General features: G+C 65.8%; 16 protein-coding genes. 4 read left to right on the forward strand and 12 right to left on the reverse strand.

The features are described from left to right. Positions 1-41: 41 nt before the first annotated feature. The 12 genes from ACCQ01_RS08430 to asnS all read right to left on the reverse strand — a co-directional run bounded on the left by ACCQ01_RS08430 (position 42) and on the right by asnS (position 11,735). Entirely contained in the window at positions 42-728 is a 687-nt protein-coding gene (locus tag ACCQ01_RS08430; protein ID WP_228432864.1) for a DUF2461 domain-containing protein, read from the reverse strand. Then, entirely contained in the window at positions 725-2,170 is a 1,446-nt protein-coding gene (gene sbcB, locus ACCQ01_RS08435) for an exodeoxyribonuclease I (RefSeq protein WP_228432863.1), read from the reverse strand. Before sbcB ends, ACCQ01_RS08430 begins: the two co-directional genes overlap by 4 nt. A 362-nt stretch (positions 2,171-2,532) precedes the next feature. Then, complete coding sequence (locus tag ACCQ01_RS08440) at positions 2,533-3,903, reverse strand: FAD-dependent oxidoreductase (protein ID WP_076035980.1); 1,371 nt, start codon at positions 3,901-3,903, stop codon at positions 2,533-2,535. Positions 3,904-3,952: 49 nt separating this feature from the next. Next, the gene (gene kynU / locus ACCQ01_RS08445) at positions 3,953-5,224 is read right to left on the reverse strand and encodes a kynureninase (RefSeq protein ID WP_228432862.1); all 1,272 of its coding nucleotides are present in this window, start codon (positions 5,222-5,224) and stop codon (positions 3,953-3,955) included. Positions 5,225-5,256: 32 nt separating this feature from the next. Continuing rightward, entirely contained in the window at positions 5,257-7,386 is a 2,130-nt protein-coding gene (locus tag ACCQ01_RS08450; protein ID WP_228432861.1) for an FUSC family protein, read from the reverse strand. Between the two features lie 62 nt (positions 7,387-7,448). Further along, positions 7,449-7,979: a 3-hydroxyanthranilate 3,4-dioxygenase gene (locus tag ACCQ01_RS08455; protein WP_228432860.1), complete on the reverse strand. Its 531-nt coding sequence runs from the start codon at positions 7,977-7,979 to the stop codon at positions 7,449-7,451. A gap of 75 nt (positions 7,980-8,054) precedes the next feature. Continuing rightward, positions 8,055-8,717 carry a carbonate dehydratase gene (gene can, locus ACCQ01_RS08460; protein WP_014507393.1) on the reverse strand — a complete coding sequence of 221 codons (663 nt, stop codon included), beginning with the start codon at positions 8,715-8,717 and terminating at the stop codon, positions 8,055-8,057. A gap of 93 nt (positions 8,718-8,810) precedes the next feature. Further along, a complete protein-coding gene (locus ACCQ01_RS08465; RefSeq protein ID WP_228432859.1) occupies positions 8,811-9,449 on the reverse strand; it encodes an FMN-binding negative transcriptional regulator in 639 nt (212 codons plus the stop codon). Between the two features lies 1 nt (position 9,450). After that, complete coding sequence (locus ACCQ01_RS08470) at positions 9,451-9,786, reverse strand: hypothetical protein (protein WP_012438669.1); 336 nt, start codon at positions 9,784-9,786, stop codon at positions 9,451-9,453. After that, positions 9,783-10,088 (reverse strand): hypothetical protein, encoded by a 306-nt coding sequence (locus ACCQ01_RS08475; RefSeq protein WP_042598819.1) that lies wholly within the window; start codon positions 10,086-10,088, stop codon positions 9,783-9,785. Before ACCQ01_RS08475 ends, ACCQ01_RS08470 begins: the two co-directional genes overlap by 4 nt. Continuing rightward, complete coding sequence (locus ACCQ01_RS08480; protein WP_228432858.1) at positions 10,085-10,339, reverse strand: hypothetical protein; 255 nt, start codon at positions 10,337-10,339, stop codon at positions 10,085-10,087. Before ACCQ01_RS08480 ends, ACCQ01_RS08475 begins: the two co-directional genes overlap by 4 nt. Position 10,340: 1 nt before the next feature. After that, on the reverse strand, positions 10,341-11,735 hold the full coding sequence (gene asnS / locus ACCQ01_RS08485) for an asparagine--tRNA ligase (protein ID WP_228432857.1): 1,395 nt from the start codon (positions 11,733-11,735) through the stop codon (positions 10,341-10,343). A 188-nt stretch (positions 11,736-11,923) separates the two neighbouring features. On the opposite strand from asnS, the gene ACCQ01_RS08490 reads away from it, so the two are divergent. From ACCQ01_RS08490 to rplI, 4 genes are all read left to right on the forward strand, one after another. After that, positions 11,924-12,262, forward strand: a complete 339-nt coding sequence (locus tag ACCQ01_RS08490; protein WP_014507399.1) for a HesB/IscA family protein — start codon at positions 11,924-11,926, stop codon at positions 12,260-12,262. Between the two features lie 349 nt (positions 12,263-12,611). Continuing rightward, entirely contained in the window at positions 12,612-13,046 is a 435-nt protein-coding gene (gene rpsF, locus ACCQ01_RS08495) for a 30S ribosomal protein S6 (protein WP_011036747.1), read from the forward strand. An 11-nt stretch (positions 13,047-13,057) separates the two neighbouring features. Then, positions 13,058-13,288 (forward strand): 30S ribosomal protein S18, encoded by a 231-nt coding sequence (gene rpsR / locus ACCQ01_RS08500; protein WP_005991243.1) that lies wholly within the window; start codon positions 13,058-13,060, stop codon positions 13,286-13,288. 325 nt (positions 13,289-13,613) lie between these two features. After that, positions 13,614-14,063, forward strand: a complete 450-nt coding sequence (gene rplI / locus ACCQ01_RS08505; RefSeq protein ID WP_005991240.1) for a 50S ribosomal protein L9 — start codon at positions 13,614-13,616, stop codon at positions 14,061-14,063. The last annotated feature ends 243 nt before the right edge of the window (positions 14,064-14,306 follow it).

The following is a 14,306-nucleotide window of genomic DNA, read 5'->3' on the forward strand; positions in this document are numbered from 1 at the left end:
CTGCGGCAGGCCGTGCGCGGGCATGCATGGCCTGCCTGCGCTCAGAATTCCAGATCCAGCGCGGCACACAGGTAGTCAACAAACGGTGCCAACACCACCAGATCGGCCGCAATGGTCTGGCGTAGCCGATTGCCGGTCATGGTGGCGTCGTCGAGCGGACGCAGATACGCCCAGTTGCGGTGCTTGAGATCGTCGATGAACTCGAAGTCCGTAGGGAAACCGCGCGGTGCACGCACCAGTTTTTCGCTGTCGTCGAGTGTGAATTTACGGGTCAGCTTGGGCGCGTGCGCGGCGGCTTTCCAGCTGCCCGGGTTGTCGAAGATGAACTGCCGTAGCTTGCGTTGCGTCTCCGGCTCCGGATGCCACAGCCCTGCGCCAACGAAACTCTCGCCGGGTTGCAGATGGATGTAGAACGACGGTGCCGGCAGCTCGCGCCGCCGCGCATGGAACAGCCGCGCGCCTTGCCAGTTTTTATAGGGCGATTTGTCGTTGGAAAAGCGCGCGTCGCGATAGATGCGAAACAGCGAGCCGCCCTGCGTTTTGGGATCGGCGCGATAGTGCTCGCTGATCTGCGCAAGGTCCGGTTGCAGGTCGGTGATGAGCTGCAGGAACGGCTGGCGCACATGCGCCTCGTACTGATGCCGATGGTCGTTGAACCAGGTCTTGTCGTTGTGGCGGGCCAGGGCGCGCAGGAACTTGAAGCTGGCGTCGGAAAAATAGGTGGTCATAGCGTGCGTTGGAGGTCCGAACCCCAGGCGGCGAGCTGGTCGAGCAGGGATTGCTTGGTAGCATCGTCGGAGTGAGCAAGCCGTAAATCGGCGATCTGCGCGTAGAACTGTTCCAGCGTGACTTCGCCCAGGCCGCGGTCTTCCAGCAAACGTTGACGGCGATAATGGTTCCAGCGTTGGTGCTCGTCTGGGGAGAGTGTCTGCGGCCAGTTGCGCGCCCGGTAACGGAACAGCAGTTCGATCAGGCGTGGGTCGCGGAAGCGCGCTTCCAGTGCGCCCAGTTCGCCCGGCGCGCTGCTGCGCACCTGCGTCAGCAGGCGCTTGTCGCCTTCTGCCAGGAAGCCGTCATACAGCGAGGCGTCGGCGTCGTTGACCGCTGCTGCCCCGGCGCGCTCGGCGCCGTAGATCTGGCGTACTTTTTCCGCCAGCTCCGGGCCCAGTTCGCGCAACCGCGCGGCCTTGGCTTCCACCGCGGCGCGGTCCACGCCCAGACGCTGGAAATCATCGCTGCGCAGATGCTGCCAGGCCACCAGGGCGGGTGCCTTGTTCAGATGCACTTCCTTGAGCGGGATGCGCTGCTCGCCTTCGGGCAGATCGGCGGCGCGAATATACAGGCGGTCGGCGATCTCGTCCGGGCTCAGGCGCAACAGCGCATCCGGGTCGCCGTCCAGGTCGAACACGATCACGCGGCTCTCGATGCGCGGGTGACGGGTCAGCGGCAACACCGCCGCCGCGCACAGGCGCGTGGCCGGGTAGCGCTGCGAGATGTGCAGCACCGGTTGCATCGCAATCACGTCCAGCAAACTGGCAGCAAAGCGCTTGTCGCGCAGCCGCAGCGCGTAGTCCCACAGTTTGGGTTGGCTCTGCTGGAACTTGCGCGCCATGCCGATGGTGGCGTACACGTCCGACAGGGCTTCATGCGCATCGCCTTCGCGCACGGCATTGGCATCGGCCAGATGCTCCAGCTTGAACGAGGTGGCGCCATCCTCGCGCTGTGGCCACACGATGCCGTCCGGGCGCAGTGCATGCACCAACCGCAGCACGTCGAGCAGATCCCAACGCGAGTTGCCGCCACGCCACTCACGCTCGTAGGGATCATAGAAATTGCGGAACAGGCCGCAGCGCACGAACTCATCATCGAAGCGGATCGAGTTGTAGCCCAGCGTGCAGGTCTGCGGGCGGCCCATCTGCTCGGCAATGCGCGCGAATGCCTCGGCCTCGTTCACGCCCTCACGCAGCGCGTGCTGCGGGGTGATGCCGGTGACCATGGTGGCGTAGGGCGAGGGCAACAGATCGTCGGCCGGCTGCACGAAGAAACTGATCGGCTCTTCGATCACGCGCAGTTGCGCATCGGTGCGCACCGCCGCGAACTGCGCGATGCGGGTGCGGCGCGGATCCTGGCCGAAGGTTTCCAGGTCGTAGAAGAGAAAACTGTCAGGCATGCCGTATCACAATCCAAAGCTGCGGCGCGCTGCAAGGCGCCGCCGGTGCTGGTTAGTATCTCTCATCCTCCCGCCGGCTCGCTGAGGCGCGGCTGTGCGGGAGCGCTGTCAGGTGCAGTGGAATACGCCGCGATGCTTCACGCGCGGCAAAGAGGCATTGTGCGCTCGCGATGCCAGCGGGCGCGGGCAAACGGCTGACGTCATGGCCCAGCGCTGCTGCCCGCGCGCCGCACGCGAGATAGCGACCACGGCGCGCATACATGTCATGCGATGGTCGCGGCCGCGGCGTCGCTCGGATCGTGGCCGCCGGCGCGCCACCACGGCCCTGCCGCTACGTCATCGGCAGCGCCGCATCCCTGTGCTCAGTGCGCGCCTTCCAGCGGCTCCAGGCGCGCATGCACCACCGTTTCGAGTGCTGCCCAGTCGATCCGCGATAGATCGGTGTGGCCGTGGGTGGCTTCGACCAGGATCTCGCGCTGGATCTCGCTGCGTGCCAGGGCGATCGCGTAGCGCGTGCGCAGGAAGGTGACCATGGTGTAGTGCGGGACGAAGCGGGTGGGCCAGCGTGCCTGCAGTTCCTGTTCGAGCGCGCGCTGCAGCAGGAATTGCGCATCGCCCACGCGATCGCGCATCTCCAGATAGTTTTCCAGTGCCATCTGCTGGATCGCGGCTGCATCGTCGCGGCGCGCGGCTTCGAAGGCCGCGAACGCCTCGCCCAGGTCGCTGTGTGCATCCAGCTGCTCGGCCAACGCCACGCAATCTTCGAACGCGCAGTTCATGCCCTGGCCGTGGAACGGCACCATCGCATGCGCGGCATCGCCCAGCAGCACGGCGCGGCCATCCAGATGCCAGCGCTCGCGGGTCAGCGTGCCCAACAGGCCGGGCGGGTGCTCTTCCCAGTGTTCCTTGAGCTGCGGGATCAGCGGCAATGCATCGGGAAAGTCGCGGGCAAACAAGGCCAGCGCTTCGTCGCCGCTGCGGGTGGTGGCAAAGCTCGGCGTGCCTTCGTTGGGCAGGAACAAGGTCACCGTGAAGGTGCCGCCGTCGTTGGGCAGGGCGATGCACATGTAGCGCCCGCGTGGCCAGATGTGCAGCGCATTGCGTTCGATGCGGAAACCGCCATCCGCCCGCGGCGGAATTTCCAGTTCCTTGTAGGAATGATCGAGAAAGGCGATGTGTTCGCCCACCGGCGCCTTGCGCTGCATGGCCGCGCGCAAGGCCGAGCCGGCGCCGTCGCTGCCGACCAGTGCCTGGAAGTGGATCTCGTGCGGCTGGTCGTCGCGGTCGTCGATGAAGCGCGCGTAGCCGGCATCGAAATCCACCGTGTGCAGGCGCCGATAGAAATGCACGCGCGCGCCGGCTTGTTCGGCCAGATCGAGCAGGGTGACATTCAAGGCGGCGCGGTGGATCGACCAGATCACCTCGCTGTCGTCACGCCCGTAGCGCTGCAGCTGCGGCTCGCCGCTGACCGGGTGGATCATGCGTCCGCGCATCATCACCGCCTTGGCCATCACCGCGTCTTCGGCGCCGGCCTGGCGCAGGGCATGCCGGCCACGTTCGGCCAACGCCAGGTTGATCGAACGCCCGGACTCGTAGCCCTTGATGCGTGGGTCGCCACGGCGTTCGTACAAGGTGATCTGCCAGCCGCGCCGCGACAGCAGAATGGCGAGCAGGCAACCGGCCAAACCGGCGCCGATCAGGGTCAGGGAACGAGGGGAGGCAGCAGCGCTCAATGCGGTATCCGGCAGCGGCCGGACAGGGGCGCCGGCAAGGAGGAAGGGCTCAGGCAGCGGCCCAGGTTTCCACGTGCTCCACCAACTGGTGCAGATCGCAGAAGCGGTTGTACAGCGGTACCGGCGCGATGCGGATCACATCCGGCTCGCGCCAGTCGCCCAGCACGCCCAACGATTGTAGGTATTCGAACAAGGCACGGCCCTGCGTGCGGCCACCGGCCACGCGCAGCGACAGCTGGCAGCCACGCTGTGCGGGATCGGCCGGGGTGACGATCTGCAGCACCTGCGGCACGCGCGCTTGGATCAGCTGTTCCAGATGCCCGGTGAGCTGCTCGGATTTGGCACGCAGCGCCGGCATGCCGGCCTGGTCGAACAGCGCCAGCGACGCGCGCAGCGGCGCCAGCGCCAGCACCGGCGGATTGCTCAGCTGCCAGCCTTCGGCACCGGGCGAAGGCACGAACTGCGGTTCCATGCGGAAGCGTGTGGGTTGTTCGTGGCCCCACCAGCCGGCCATGCGCGGCAGGTTGCTATGTGCATGCCGCGCATGCACGAAGCACCCACCCACCGCACCCGGGCCGGCGTTGAGATATTTGTAGTGGCACCACACGGCGAAATCGACGCCATCGTCGTGCAGGCTGAGCGGGATGTTGCCCACCGCGTGCGCCAGGTCGAAACCCACCGCTGCGCCCTGGGCGCGCGCCAGCCGCGCAATCTCGCCCAGCGCGAACGCCTGGCCGGTGCGGTACTGGATCCCTGGCCACAGCACCAGCGCCAGCCGCGGGCCGTGCTGCGCAATTGCTTCAGCGATCGCGTCCATCGACAGCGTGCCGTCGGGTGCGTCGGGCTCCACTTCGATCAGGTGGGTGTCCGGGTCCAGCCCGTGCAGGCGCAGCTGCGACTCCACGGCGTGGCGATCGGACGGAAACGCACCGGCTTCGATCAGGATCGCGGCACGCTCGGTGCTGGGCCGGTAGAAGCTGGCCATCATCAGGTGCAGGTTGACGGTAAGCGTGTTCATCGCCACCACCTCGTCCGGCTGTGCGCCGACCACCCGTGCCAGCCCGTCGCGCACCAGCTGGTGATAGGTGAGCCATTGGGTCGGGCCAGTGAAGTGGCCTTCCACCGCGAGCGCGCCCCACTGGTCGAGCACTTCGGACACCATCGCACGCGCCTGGCGCGGTTGCAGGCCCAGCGAATTGCCGACGAAATAGGTCTGATCCTGGCCGCCATGTTGCGGAAACACGAACGCATCGCGGAGCGCGCGCAGCGGGTCGGCAGCGTCCAGTGCGGCAGCATGGGAGCGGGACAGCGGATCGGTCATCATCGGCTCGCGGCGCAGGTCAATGCCGCAGTTTACCTGCTGGCGCCCTGCGCGCCGTCATGCACGGCCGGGGCCTCGGCAGTGGCGGGGCGGGCGGGGCGCAACAGGTGGGTCAGGGTGCCGATGCTGTCGGTGATACGGTCGATGGTGTCGGCCAGCGCCGCCGCTGCGGGCAGGCCATCGGGCAGCGCCGCCAGCGCATCGGACACCCCGCGCTCGGCGGTGCGCAGCGTGGCCGGCGCCGGCACGCGTCCTTCGCGCAGACAGGCGCTCAACTCGGCCAGGGCCTGATCGGCCTGCTCTGCGAACGCAGGCAATCCATCCAGTGCCGGCAGCGGGTGGCCATCGCGCAGCACCGCTTCCAGTGACAGCGTGGCGCGGATCAAGCGATTGCCGTTGGCCAACAAAGATTCGGCGCGCTTGAGCTCGTCCAGGTTGCGCCGGCTGCGGGGCTCTCCGCGCAGTCGTTCGATCGAGGCCTGGGTATTGGTGCGCGCCACGCGCGCGGCGGCGCGGCTGTCGCTCAAGGCATCCAGCTGGCCGAGCAGCAGGTTGCGCAGGTGTGCGCGGTAGGCATCGAGCAATTGCGCCAGCGAGGCGCGGATCTGCCGGCGTTCGCGCGTGGGCCACAGCGCGTAGGCGATCAGCGCCAGTGCGCTGCCGGCCACGGTGGCCTGCAGACGCGCGCCGACCGCCTCGCCCGGCGACACCCCTTCGAACGACAGCAGCAGCACCAGCATGCCGGTCAAAAACGCCACGCCGATGCCGTAGTTGACCTGTGTCAACAGGCGAAATCCCAGGCAAAACAGGGCCAACAGGCTGAGGCGGATGCCGGCACCGTCCATCGCCAGATGCGCAAGCAGCGTGGCCAGCAACAAGCCGATGAAGGTGCCGGCAACCCGCAAGGCGCCAAAGCTGAAAGTACCGCCGAAATCCGGCTTGAGCACGATCGCGGTGGTCATCGGGATCCAGAAGCCGTGCGGAATCTGCTGCCAACGCTGAAAGGCGATCGCCAGGGCCAGGCACACGCCGCAGCGCAACGCATGACGAAACGCCACCGAAGACAGGTCCAGGTTCGCCCGCAGCGTGGCCCAGGTGGCGGCCGGGCGCAGCGCCGCGGGCAGCCGCGCTTCGGCCAGCTGCGCCTGGATCTCGCCGCGGCTGCTGGCCCAGTGCGCATTGCGGACCAGGGCGCGCAGCTGGCCGCCGAGGCCTTGCGCGCGCGCCACCGCCACGCGCACCAGGCGGCGCTCGCGGGTATCGGCGTTGTCGTGCTGGAACTGCGCCAGCGCCGCCACCAGATCGTCGAAGCCGGTCATCGAGGCCGTGGCGGCGGCGGGGTCTTCCCCCACGGTCATCGCGTGGGCAAGTTGTTCCAGCACGATGGCGCTGCGCTCCAGCACGCGTTCGATCGCCGGCCGCGCCTGTGACTGACCCAGGCGAGTGTCGGCGTCGGCCAGCGACAGCAGTTCCAGGCGCACGCGGTCGCACAGCTCGGCAATGATGCGGAAGCTCTGCACCGCGATTGCGCGCGAGCGGTGCTCGCCATGCAGCATGACCATGGCATCGAGCACTTCCTGCGTGGCCGGTGGCGGCGCACTGGCTTCCGGGCGTTGCCGCGCAATGCCGGCCAGCTGCCGCATCAGCTCTGCCAATGCAAAGCGCTCGGGCCGGTAACGCTGCAGGGGCCATGCAGCCAGCGCCAGCAGGACCTGCAGCACGCCGCCGGCAAAGATCAGCAGCGCAACGCCTGGCGCCTGCGCCACTGGCAGGCGCATGTCGGCGCTGACCACCAACAGGATCATGCTGGTCAAGCCCACTCGGGCCGCCACCGGGCCCAGTGCGACCAGCAAGCCGCCGCCCAGGCCGAGCACCAGCCCGGCGAGCACCAGGGCGGGGGTGTTGTGGCCGACCCAGATGCCCAGCAGCGCGGCGCCACCGGCCGCCAGCGCCGCCATCAGCATGCGCTGCAGGCGCGCCCGATACGGGCCGGGCTGATCGGAGAACATGGTGTTCAACGCACCGCTGCACACCGCCAGGCCGGCCGCAACATGCCCCGTCGCCACGCCGATCAGCAGCGGCAACACCACCGCGGCGGTGTTGCGCAGTGCAACGCGCAATGGCACGTCGCGCGGCTTGAGGTCGATCAGTGCGCGCAGCATGGCGTGGAGGTCAGCAGAAACAAGGTGGTTGGCAAATGCGGGTGCAACCCACGGCCCGCGGCTCAGGCCTCGACGGCGGCATAGCGTTCCGGCGCAGGGTGCACATGCCCGCACTGCGTGCAGGTGCGCAGCGCAAGCGAACGATAGAAATGATCGAACACCGGCGGGAAATCGGTTTCGATATTTTCCAGCGGGAACATTGCTTCATACAGCTTGTGGTTGCACTGCGGGCAATACCACTGCAGGCCGTCCTGCTCATGCGGCAGGCGCTCACGCTCGATCACCAAGCCGATCGATCTGGCGGCGCGTTGTGGCGAATGCGGCACCTTGGGCGGCAGCAGAAAGATCTCGCCGGCACGGATCGGGATGTCGCGCGCATTGCCGTCGTCCTGCACCTTCAGCACCATCTCGCCTTCGAGCTGGAAAAACCACTCCGGGCCTTCATCATAGTGATAGTCGGTGCGCGCGTTCGGCCCACCAACGATCATGATGATGAAGCCGTCCTGCTGGATGCACTTGTTGCCGACCGGCGGCTTTAGCAGGTGGCGGTGCTGCTCGATCCAGGCGTGCAGGTTGATCGGCGGGACCAGCATCGGCGTTCCTTGGCGAAGAAGACGCCCAGCATAGCCAACCGGCGGCACCGATGGGTGCCGCGCGGCCGGCTGCGCTCAGCGTTCGCTATGGTCGGCCTGGATCTGCGCCAGTGCCGCGTCGTAGCGCTCTTGCAGGATGTCCGCACGATCGACCGACATACGCAGATCGTGCGCACGCCCGTCGCGCAGGCTGTAGACCCAGCCATGCACGCGCAGTTCCTGGCCGCGGTCCCAGGCGTCGCGCACGATGGTGGTGCGGCAGACGTTGACTACCTGTTCCAGCACATTGAGCTCGCACAGGCGTGCGTGCTGCACCGACAGGTCGCCGGCCTGGTGCAGGCAGGCCTCGTGTTTGTCGGCCACATCGGTGACGTGGCGGATCCAGTTGTCCACCAGGCCCATGCGCTTCTGGGTCAGGCTGGCAAACACGCCGCCGCAGCCGTAATGGCCGACGACCAGAATGTGCTTGACCTTGAGGACGTCCACGGCGAACTGGATCACCGACAGGCAATTTAGATCGGTATGCACCACTACATTGGCGATGTTGCGGTGGACGAACACTTCGCCCGGCGCCATGTCGATGATCTGGTTGGCCGGAACGCGTGAATCCGAGCAGCCGATCCACAGATATTCCGGGGATTGCTGGGTGGACAGCTTGGCAAAGAATTCCGGGTCTTCGCGATTGATGCGATCGGCCCAGGCGCGGTTGTTTTCAAGCAAATGGTTGAGCTCGTTCATGCGCGCAGTATTCCAGAACGTGGGGAAGGGAGCGTAGGTGCCACCGCAGTGGCGTAAAGCCGTGGTGCAGGAACGCCAAGCCGACGGCGCTGCTCAGTCATGGCTGCTGCGCGCCTGCAGTGCATCGCGCATCAGCGCGGCCACCGCCTGCGTCTCGGCCGAGGCCTGGGCGGCCAGCGCATCGCTGACGGCACGCACATTGGCCACCGGGTGATTCTGACTGAGCTTGAAGGTGAGTTCGATGCGGCTGGGTACGAAGCGGAATGCCACCAACCCGCGCAGCTGGCGCCGATGGCTGTCGCGGTCCATCTCGAATAGCCAGTCGCTGCCGATGCTGTGTTCGAACTGCGCGCTCATGCGCCCGATCAAGTCGCCGACCGCCGCCTCGTCCTCGACCACGCTGCACTGACCATGCAGATGCGCCACCGCGTAGTTCCAGGTGGGTACGCGTGCGGCGGCTTCCTTGTCCGGATACCAGGTGGGCGACACATAGGCATGCGGGCCGTGCACGAGCATCACTGCATCGCCATGATAGCGCGCTTGCGGATTGGGGCGGGCCCAATGCCCTTCGATGACGATCGCCTCCGCATCGCGCCGATAGATCACCGGCAGATGCGAGATGACTGGTTGCCCAGTCTCGCCCGGCGTGATCAAGGTGACGAACGGGTCATGCGCGATCAGGCCGTCCAGCAACGCCAGATCGGTCTGTGCGAACGCGCGCGGTGCGTACATCTCAGGCGCGGCCGCCCATCGTCACTACCATGCGCTCGCGCAGGTCGGCATCGCTGTCGCCACGCGGTGGCGACACCTCATGCAGCGAAAAACCGCGCATCAGCGCGTCTTCTTCGTCCAGCCCGTCCAGTGCCACGAATTCGGCATCGAACAAGGCCGCGCGTGCGGTGTCCTCGCTGTCGTAGGCCAGCGTCTTGCCATCGCTGTCCAGCACTTCGGCAGTGCCGGCTTCCTTGATGCGCAGGCGCGCCCAGATCAGCGTGCGGCCGATGGTGGCCAGCCACCACTGATCGTGGCTGCCAGAGCTGTGCGCTGCGTCGATGTCGATGATGTTCATGCCAGTACCTTGGAAAGCAGCCCGAGCAGGGCCGCCATGCCCAGGCCGAAAAAAATGGTCAGCAGCGAGAGCCAGGCGGGTGTGGCCAGACCGGACAGCGCACTGTCGCGGTAGCTGCGGTAGCGGCGCGCCAACAACCAGCGCCACGCGGTGGGGCTGATGAAGGCCGGGTCGCCGAAGCTGTCCAACGCATCCGGATGACGGTCGCGCAGGTGCACCAGGGTGAGTGGCCAGAAGATCAGCAGGGCGGTCAGCCCGGCGACCGCAACACCCACGAAACATAGCGCGAAGAACAGGGTCATGTGTCCGCCATCAGCAAGGCCAGCTTGGGAAGGACTGCGCCAACCAGCAGCGCAGCAATGGTCCACCACAACGGGCGCACTGCGTGGCCGATCGCCTTGCGTGCGGGCTCACTTCGCCACCATGCAGCGGAATCCAGTTGCATGGCTGACTGCCGCGCTAGTCGTACGCCCCGTACGCCGGCGATGCCGGCCGCCAGCAATGCCAGCACGAAGGCCAGCACCTGCAGCGTGGAGGCGGCCAACAGGCTCACATCAGAACTCCGCGCTGCCCGGCGCGCGCGGGTAGGGGATCGCGTCGCGGATATTGCTCAAGCCGCACACGTAAACCACCAAGCGCTCGAACCCCAAGCCGAAGCCGGCATGCGGCACCGAGCCATACCGGCGGAAATCGCGGTACCAACTGTAGTGCTCCTTATCCAGGCCGAACTGCGCCATGCGCGCGTCGAGCACGTCCAGGCGTTCTTCGCGCTGGCTGCCGCCGATGATCTCGCCGATGCCCGGCGCCAGCACATCCATCGCCGCAACCGTCTTGCCGTCGTCGTTGAGGCGCATGTAGAACGCCTTGATGTGCTCAGGATAGTTGGTCACCACCACCGGGCGGCCGATGTGTTCTTCGGTCAGCCAGCGCTCGTGCTCGGTCTGCAGGTCCAGGCCCCATTCGACCGGGAAGTCGAACTTCTTGCCGGAGTTCTGCAGCAGCTTCACCGCTTCGGTGTAGTCGATCTGCTCGAACGGCGCATTGATGAAGGCTTCCAGCTTGCTGATGGCGTTCTTGTCCACGCGCTCGGCCAGAAACGCCAGATCGTCGCCACGTTCGTCCAGCACCGCGCGGAACAGGTACTTGAGGAACTGTTCGGCCAGGCGCGCGTCTTCGGCCAGATCGGCGAAGGCGATTTCCGGCTCGATCATCCAGAACTCGGCCAGATGGCGTGTGGTGTGGCTGTTTTCGGCGCGGAAGGTCGGCCCGAAGGTGTAGACCTTGCTCAGTGCCAGGCAGTAGGCCTCCACGTTGAGCTGGCCGGACACGGTCAGGAAGGTTTCCTTACCGAAGAAGTCGCGGCTGAAATCCACCTCGCCCTGCGCGGTGCGCGGCAGGTTCACCATGTCCAGCGTGGAGACGCGGAACATCTGCCCGGCGCCTTCGGCGTCGGAGGTGGTGATGATCGGCGTGCTGATCCAGTTGAAGCCGTTCTGGTGGAAGAAGCGGTGCACCGCCTGCGCCAGGCAGTTGCGGATACGCGTGACCGCGCCGAACAGGTTGGTGCGCGGACGCAGATGCGCCACTTCGCGCAGGAATTCCGGCGACATCGGCTTGGGCTGGATCGGGTAGGTCAGCGGGTCTTCGACCCAGCCGACGATCTCCACGCCGCTTGCCTGGATCTCGAACGATTGCCCCTTGCCTTGCGACTTCACCAGCACGCCCTTGGCGATCAGCGAACAGCCACTGGTCAGGCGCTTGATCTCGTCGAAATTCGGCAGCGACTCGGTGGCCACGACCTGGATCGGCGCGAAGCAGGAGCCATCGGTGACGTTGATGAAGGCCAGTCCGGCAGACCCGCGCAGCGTGCGCACCCACCCGCATACCGTAACTTCGCCGCCTTCCGGGATCTTCCCCGCAAGCGCATGTTCAACGCTGACCACCGTCATGACTATTCCTCGCCGTAGCGACCTTGGAGTGACCTGCGAGTTTACTGGCTGCGACCGCGCCGGCGCGAGCACCTGAACAGGCGCAGGCGCGCCGTGCTTGTCTACGGGCAACGCTGGCCCCATCTGGCCTGCATGCCGATCGCGCCGGTCGGCCTCTATACTTGCCGCTATTGTGTTGGAGTGCCCGTATGACCATCAGCCTCACCCCCGCCGCGCTGGAGCGCGTGCAGCGTTTCGTGCAGCAGACCCCGGGTGCGCTGGGGCTGCGCTTTGGCGTGACCAAGACCGGCTGCTCCGGCTGGGGCCACATCACCGACCTGGCGCGCGAAAAGCGTGATGACGACGCGGTATTCGAGCAGGGCGGAGTCAGCATCTTTGTCGACCCGACCAGCCTGCCGCTGGTGGATGGCACCTGCATCGACTTTGGCAAGCACGGCCTGAGCGAGACCTTCACCTTCAGCAACCCCAATGCCACGGCCGAGTGCGGCTGCGGGGAAAGCTTCACCACCGAAGCCGAGCATCGCTGAGCTAGAGAGTGAGCGAGACAGCGCCGGAGTGTTTTTCCTTCTCCCATCGGGAGAAGGTGTCCCAAGGGGGCGGATAAGGGTACGGGCGAAGCTCGCGTGGCTGAGCAACACGAGTGGCTTTGCCCCGTACCCTCACCCCAACCCCTCTCCGGCGGGAGAGGGGCTTAAGCAGTCGCCGCACTCGTGAGCGTGGCTGTTGGGATGGCCCGGTTGCGGCTAAGCGCTTGAACTGCCATACTTTCTGGCTTCCTGCCCGTTTTGGCGGGAAACCCTTGCTCCACCGGCCGCCTTGTGCGGGTTCCCGGGGAGCTGTCCGGCCCACGTGGCCACATCCGAAAGGTAAAACAACATGAGTCGTCATTACGAAGTCGTGTTCCTGGTCCATCCGGACCAGAGCGAGCAGGTCCCGGCCATGATCGAGCGCTACAAGTCGCTGATCGAGGGCGGTAACGGCACCATCCACCGTCTGGAAGACTGGGGCCGTCGTCAGCTGGCCTATCCGATCCAGAACCTGGTGAAGGCGCACTACGTGCTGCTCAACATCGAAGTCGACCAGGCCGTGCTGAGCGAGCTGGTGGAAAGCTTCCGCTTCAACGATGCGGTGCTGCGTCACCTGGTGATCAAGCGCGATGGCCCGGATACCGAGCAGTCGCTGATCATGAAGAGCAAGGACGAGAAGGGCGACAAGCCCGAGCGTAGCGAGCGTCGTCGTCGTGACGACGAGGAAGGCGATGCTGCACCTGCCGCCACCGATACCGACGGCGACAACGCCGAAGCCGCTTAAGGAGCGCTGTCATGTCCAAGTTCTTCCGTCGTCGCAAGTTCTGCAAGTTCACCGCCGAGGGCGTCAAAGAGATCGATTACAAGGATCTCAACACCCTGCGTCAGTACCTCACCGAGAACGGCAAGATCGTGCCGAGCCGCGTGACCGGTACCAAGTCCAAGTACCAGCGTCAGCTGGCAACGGCCGTCAAGCGCTCGCGTTTCCTGGCGCTGATCCCGTACACGGACAATCACGACGTCTGAGTAGTACTGCGTGGGAGCCCGCCAGTGGCGCGGCTCCTTCGCAAGGCCCACACGGTTTTTCTGTGTGAGTCGCTCACAAGAGCCCGCACGGTCTGATGTGAGTCCCTCACGAAAAGCCCGCACGGTCTGATGTGAGTCCTTCACAAAGGCCCGCACATCCATGTGCGGGTTGATAAATTGATAGAAGCTGGTAGTTCGAGTGTGCGGTGTTGGTCGGGGTTCTTACGATTCCCGATCCCCCAAACCCGATTCCCGGCTTCTCCTATTCGGACAGCACCCGTTGCGGCGGCCACAGGCCGGCGCTAACGAATAACGGAGCACCACCATGGATCTGATTCTTCTGCAGAAAGTGACCAACCTGGGCAACCTGGGTGACAAGGTCAGCGTCAAGCCGGGCTACGGCCGCAACTTCCTCGTGCCGCAGGGCAAGGCCGTGCCGGCCACCGCTGCGAACGTTGAAGCGTTCGAAACCAAGCGCGCCGAGTACGAAGCCAAGGCCAACACCATCCTGGCCGATGCGCAGAGCCGCGCCACCAAGTTCGAAGGCGCCAGCGTCACCATCGGCGCGCATGCGTCGACGGAAGGCAAGCTGTACGGTTCGGTCGGCCCGCGCGACATCGCCGAGGCGTTCACCGCCGCCGGCCTGCCGCTGGAAAAGAGCGAAGTGATCCTGGGCGAAGGCGCATTCCGCAATGTCGGCGAGTACGACGTTGTGCTGCACCTGCACGCCGATGTGGAAACCACCGTCAAGGTCATCGTCGAATCCGACGCCTGATTGCGATACGTGTCTGCATCAAGAAGGGCGCCTCACGGCGCCCTTTTTTTATGGGCGGAAAAATGGACAGAGCGAGGCGGTGACGGGCGCTAGTTGCATCAACGGTGCGATCAGGCTTGTCTGCTGACGCGCTGAGCAGACCAGGCGCAGGCGGAGCTGTCTGTTTCGCGGCCAAACCGCCGAAACGCTTGACCTTGCCGCGTTGCGTGTTGCATCGACGGTGCGACCAAGCTTGTCCACTGA

The sequence above is a fragment of the Xanthomonas sp. NCPPB 4037 genome (genome assembly GCF_041475695.2).
Classification (GTDB): domain Bacteria; phylum Pseudomonadota; class Gammaproteobacteria; order Xanthomonadales; family Xanthomonadaceae; genus Xanthomonas; species Xanthomonas campestris.

Bases quoted from the DNA above. Each gene is read 5' to 3' on its own strand.
- rplI (WP_005991240.1), top strand. From the start codon at position 13,614: ATGGATCTGATTCTTCTGCAGAAAGTGACCAACCTGGGCAACCTGGGT.
- sbcB (WP_228432863.1), bottom strand. From the start codon at position 2,170: ATGCCTGACAGTTTTCTCTTCTACGACCTGGAAACCTTCGGCCAGGAT.
- rpsF (WP_011036747.1), top strand. From the start codon at position 12,612: ATGAGTCGTCATTACGAAGTCGTGTTCCTGGTCCATCCGGACCAGAGC.
- ACCQ01_RS08475 (WP_042598819.1), bottom strand. From the start codon at position 10,088: ATGACCCTGTTCTTCGCGCTATGTTTCGTGGGTGTTGCGGTCGCCGGG.
- ACCQ01_RS08490 (WP_014507399.1), top strand. From the start codon at position 11,924: ATGACCATCAGCCTCACCCCCGCCGCGCTGGAGCGCGTGCAGCGTTTC.
- ACCQ01_RS08430 (WP_228432864.1), bottom strand. From the start codon at position 728: ATGACCACCTATTTTTCCGACGCCAGCTTCAAGTTCCTGCGCGCCCTG.
- ACCQ01_RS08455 (WP_228432860.1), bottom strand. From the start codon at position 7,979: ATGCTGGTCCCGCCGATCAACCTGCACGCCTGGATCGAGCAGCACCGC.
- rpsR (WP_005991243.1), top strand. From the start codon at position 13,058: ATGTCCAAGTTCTTCCGTCGTCGCAAGTTCTGCAAGTTCACCGCCGAG.
- kynU (WP_228432862.1), bottom strand. From the start codon at position 5,224: ATGACCGATCCGCTGTCCCGCTCCCATGCTGCCGCACTGGACGCTGCC.
- ACCQ01_RS08450 (WP_228432861.1), bottom strand. From the start codon at position 7,386: ATGCTGCGCGCACTGATCGACCTCAAGCCGCGCGACGTGCCATTGCGC.
- ACCQ01_RS08465 (WP_228432859.1), bottom strand. From the start codon at position 9,449: ATGTACGCACCGCGCGCGTTCGCACAGACCGATCTGGCGTTGCTGGAC.
- ACCQ01_RS08470 (WP_012438669.1), bottom strand. From the start codon at position 9,786: ATGAACATCATCGACATCGACGCAGCGCACAGCTCTGGCAGCCACGAT.
- asnS (WP_228432857.1), bottom strand. From the start codon at position 11,735: ATGACGGTGGTCAGCGTTGAACATGCGCTTGCGGGGAAGATCCCGGAA.
- can (WP_014507393.1), bottom strand. From the start codon at position 8,717: ATGAACGAGCTCAACCATTTGCTTGAAAACAACCGCGCCTGGGCCGAT.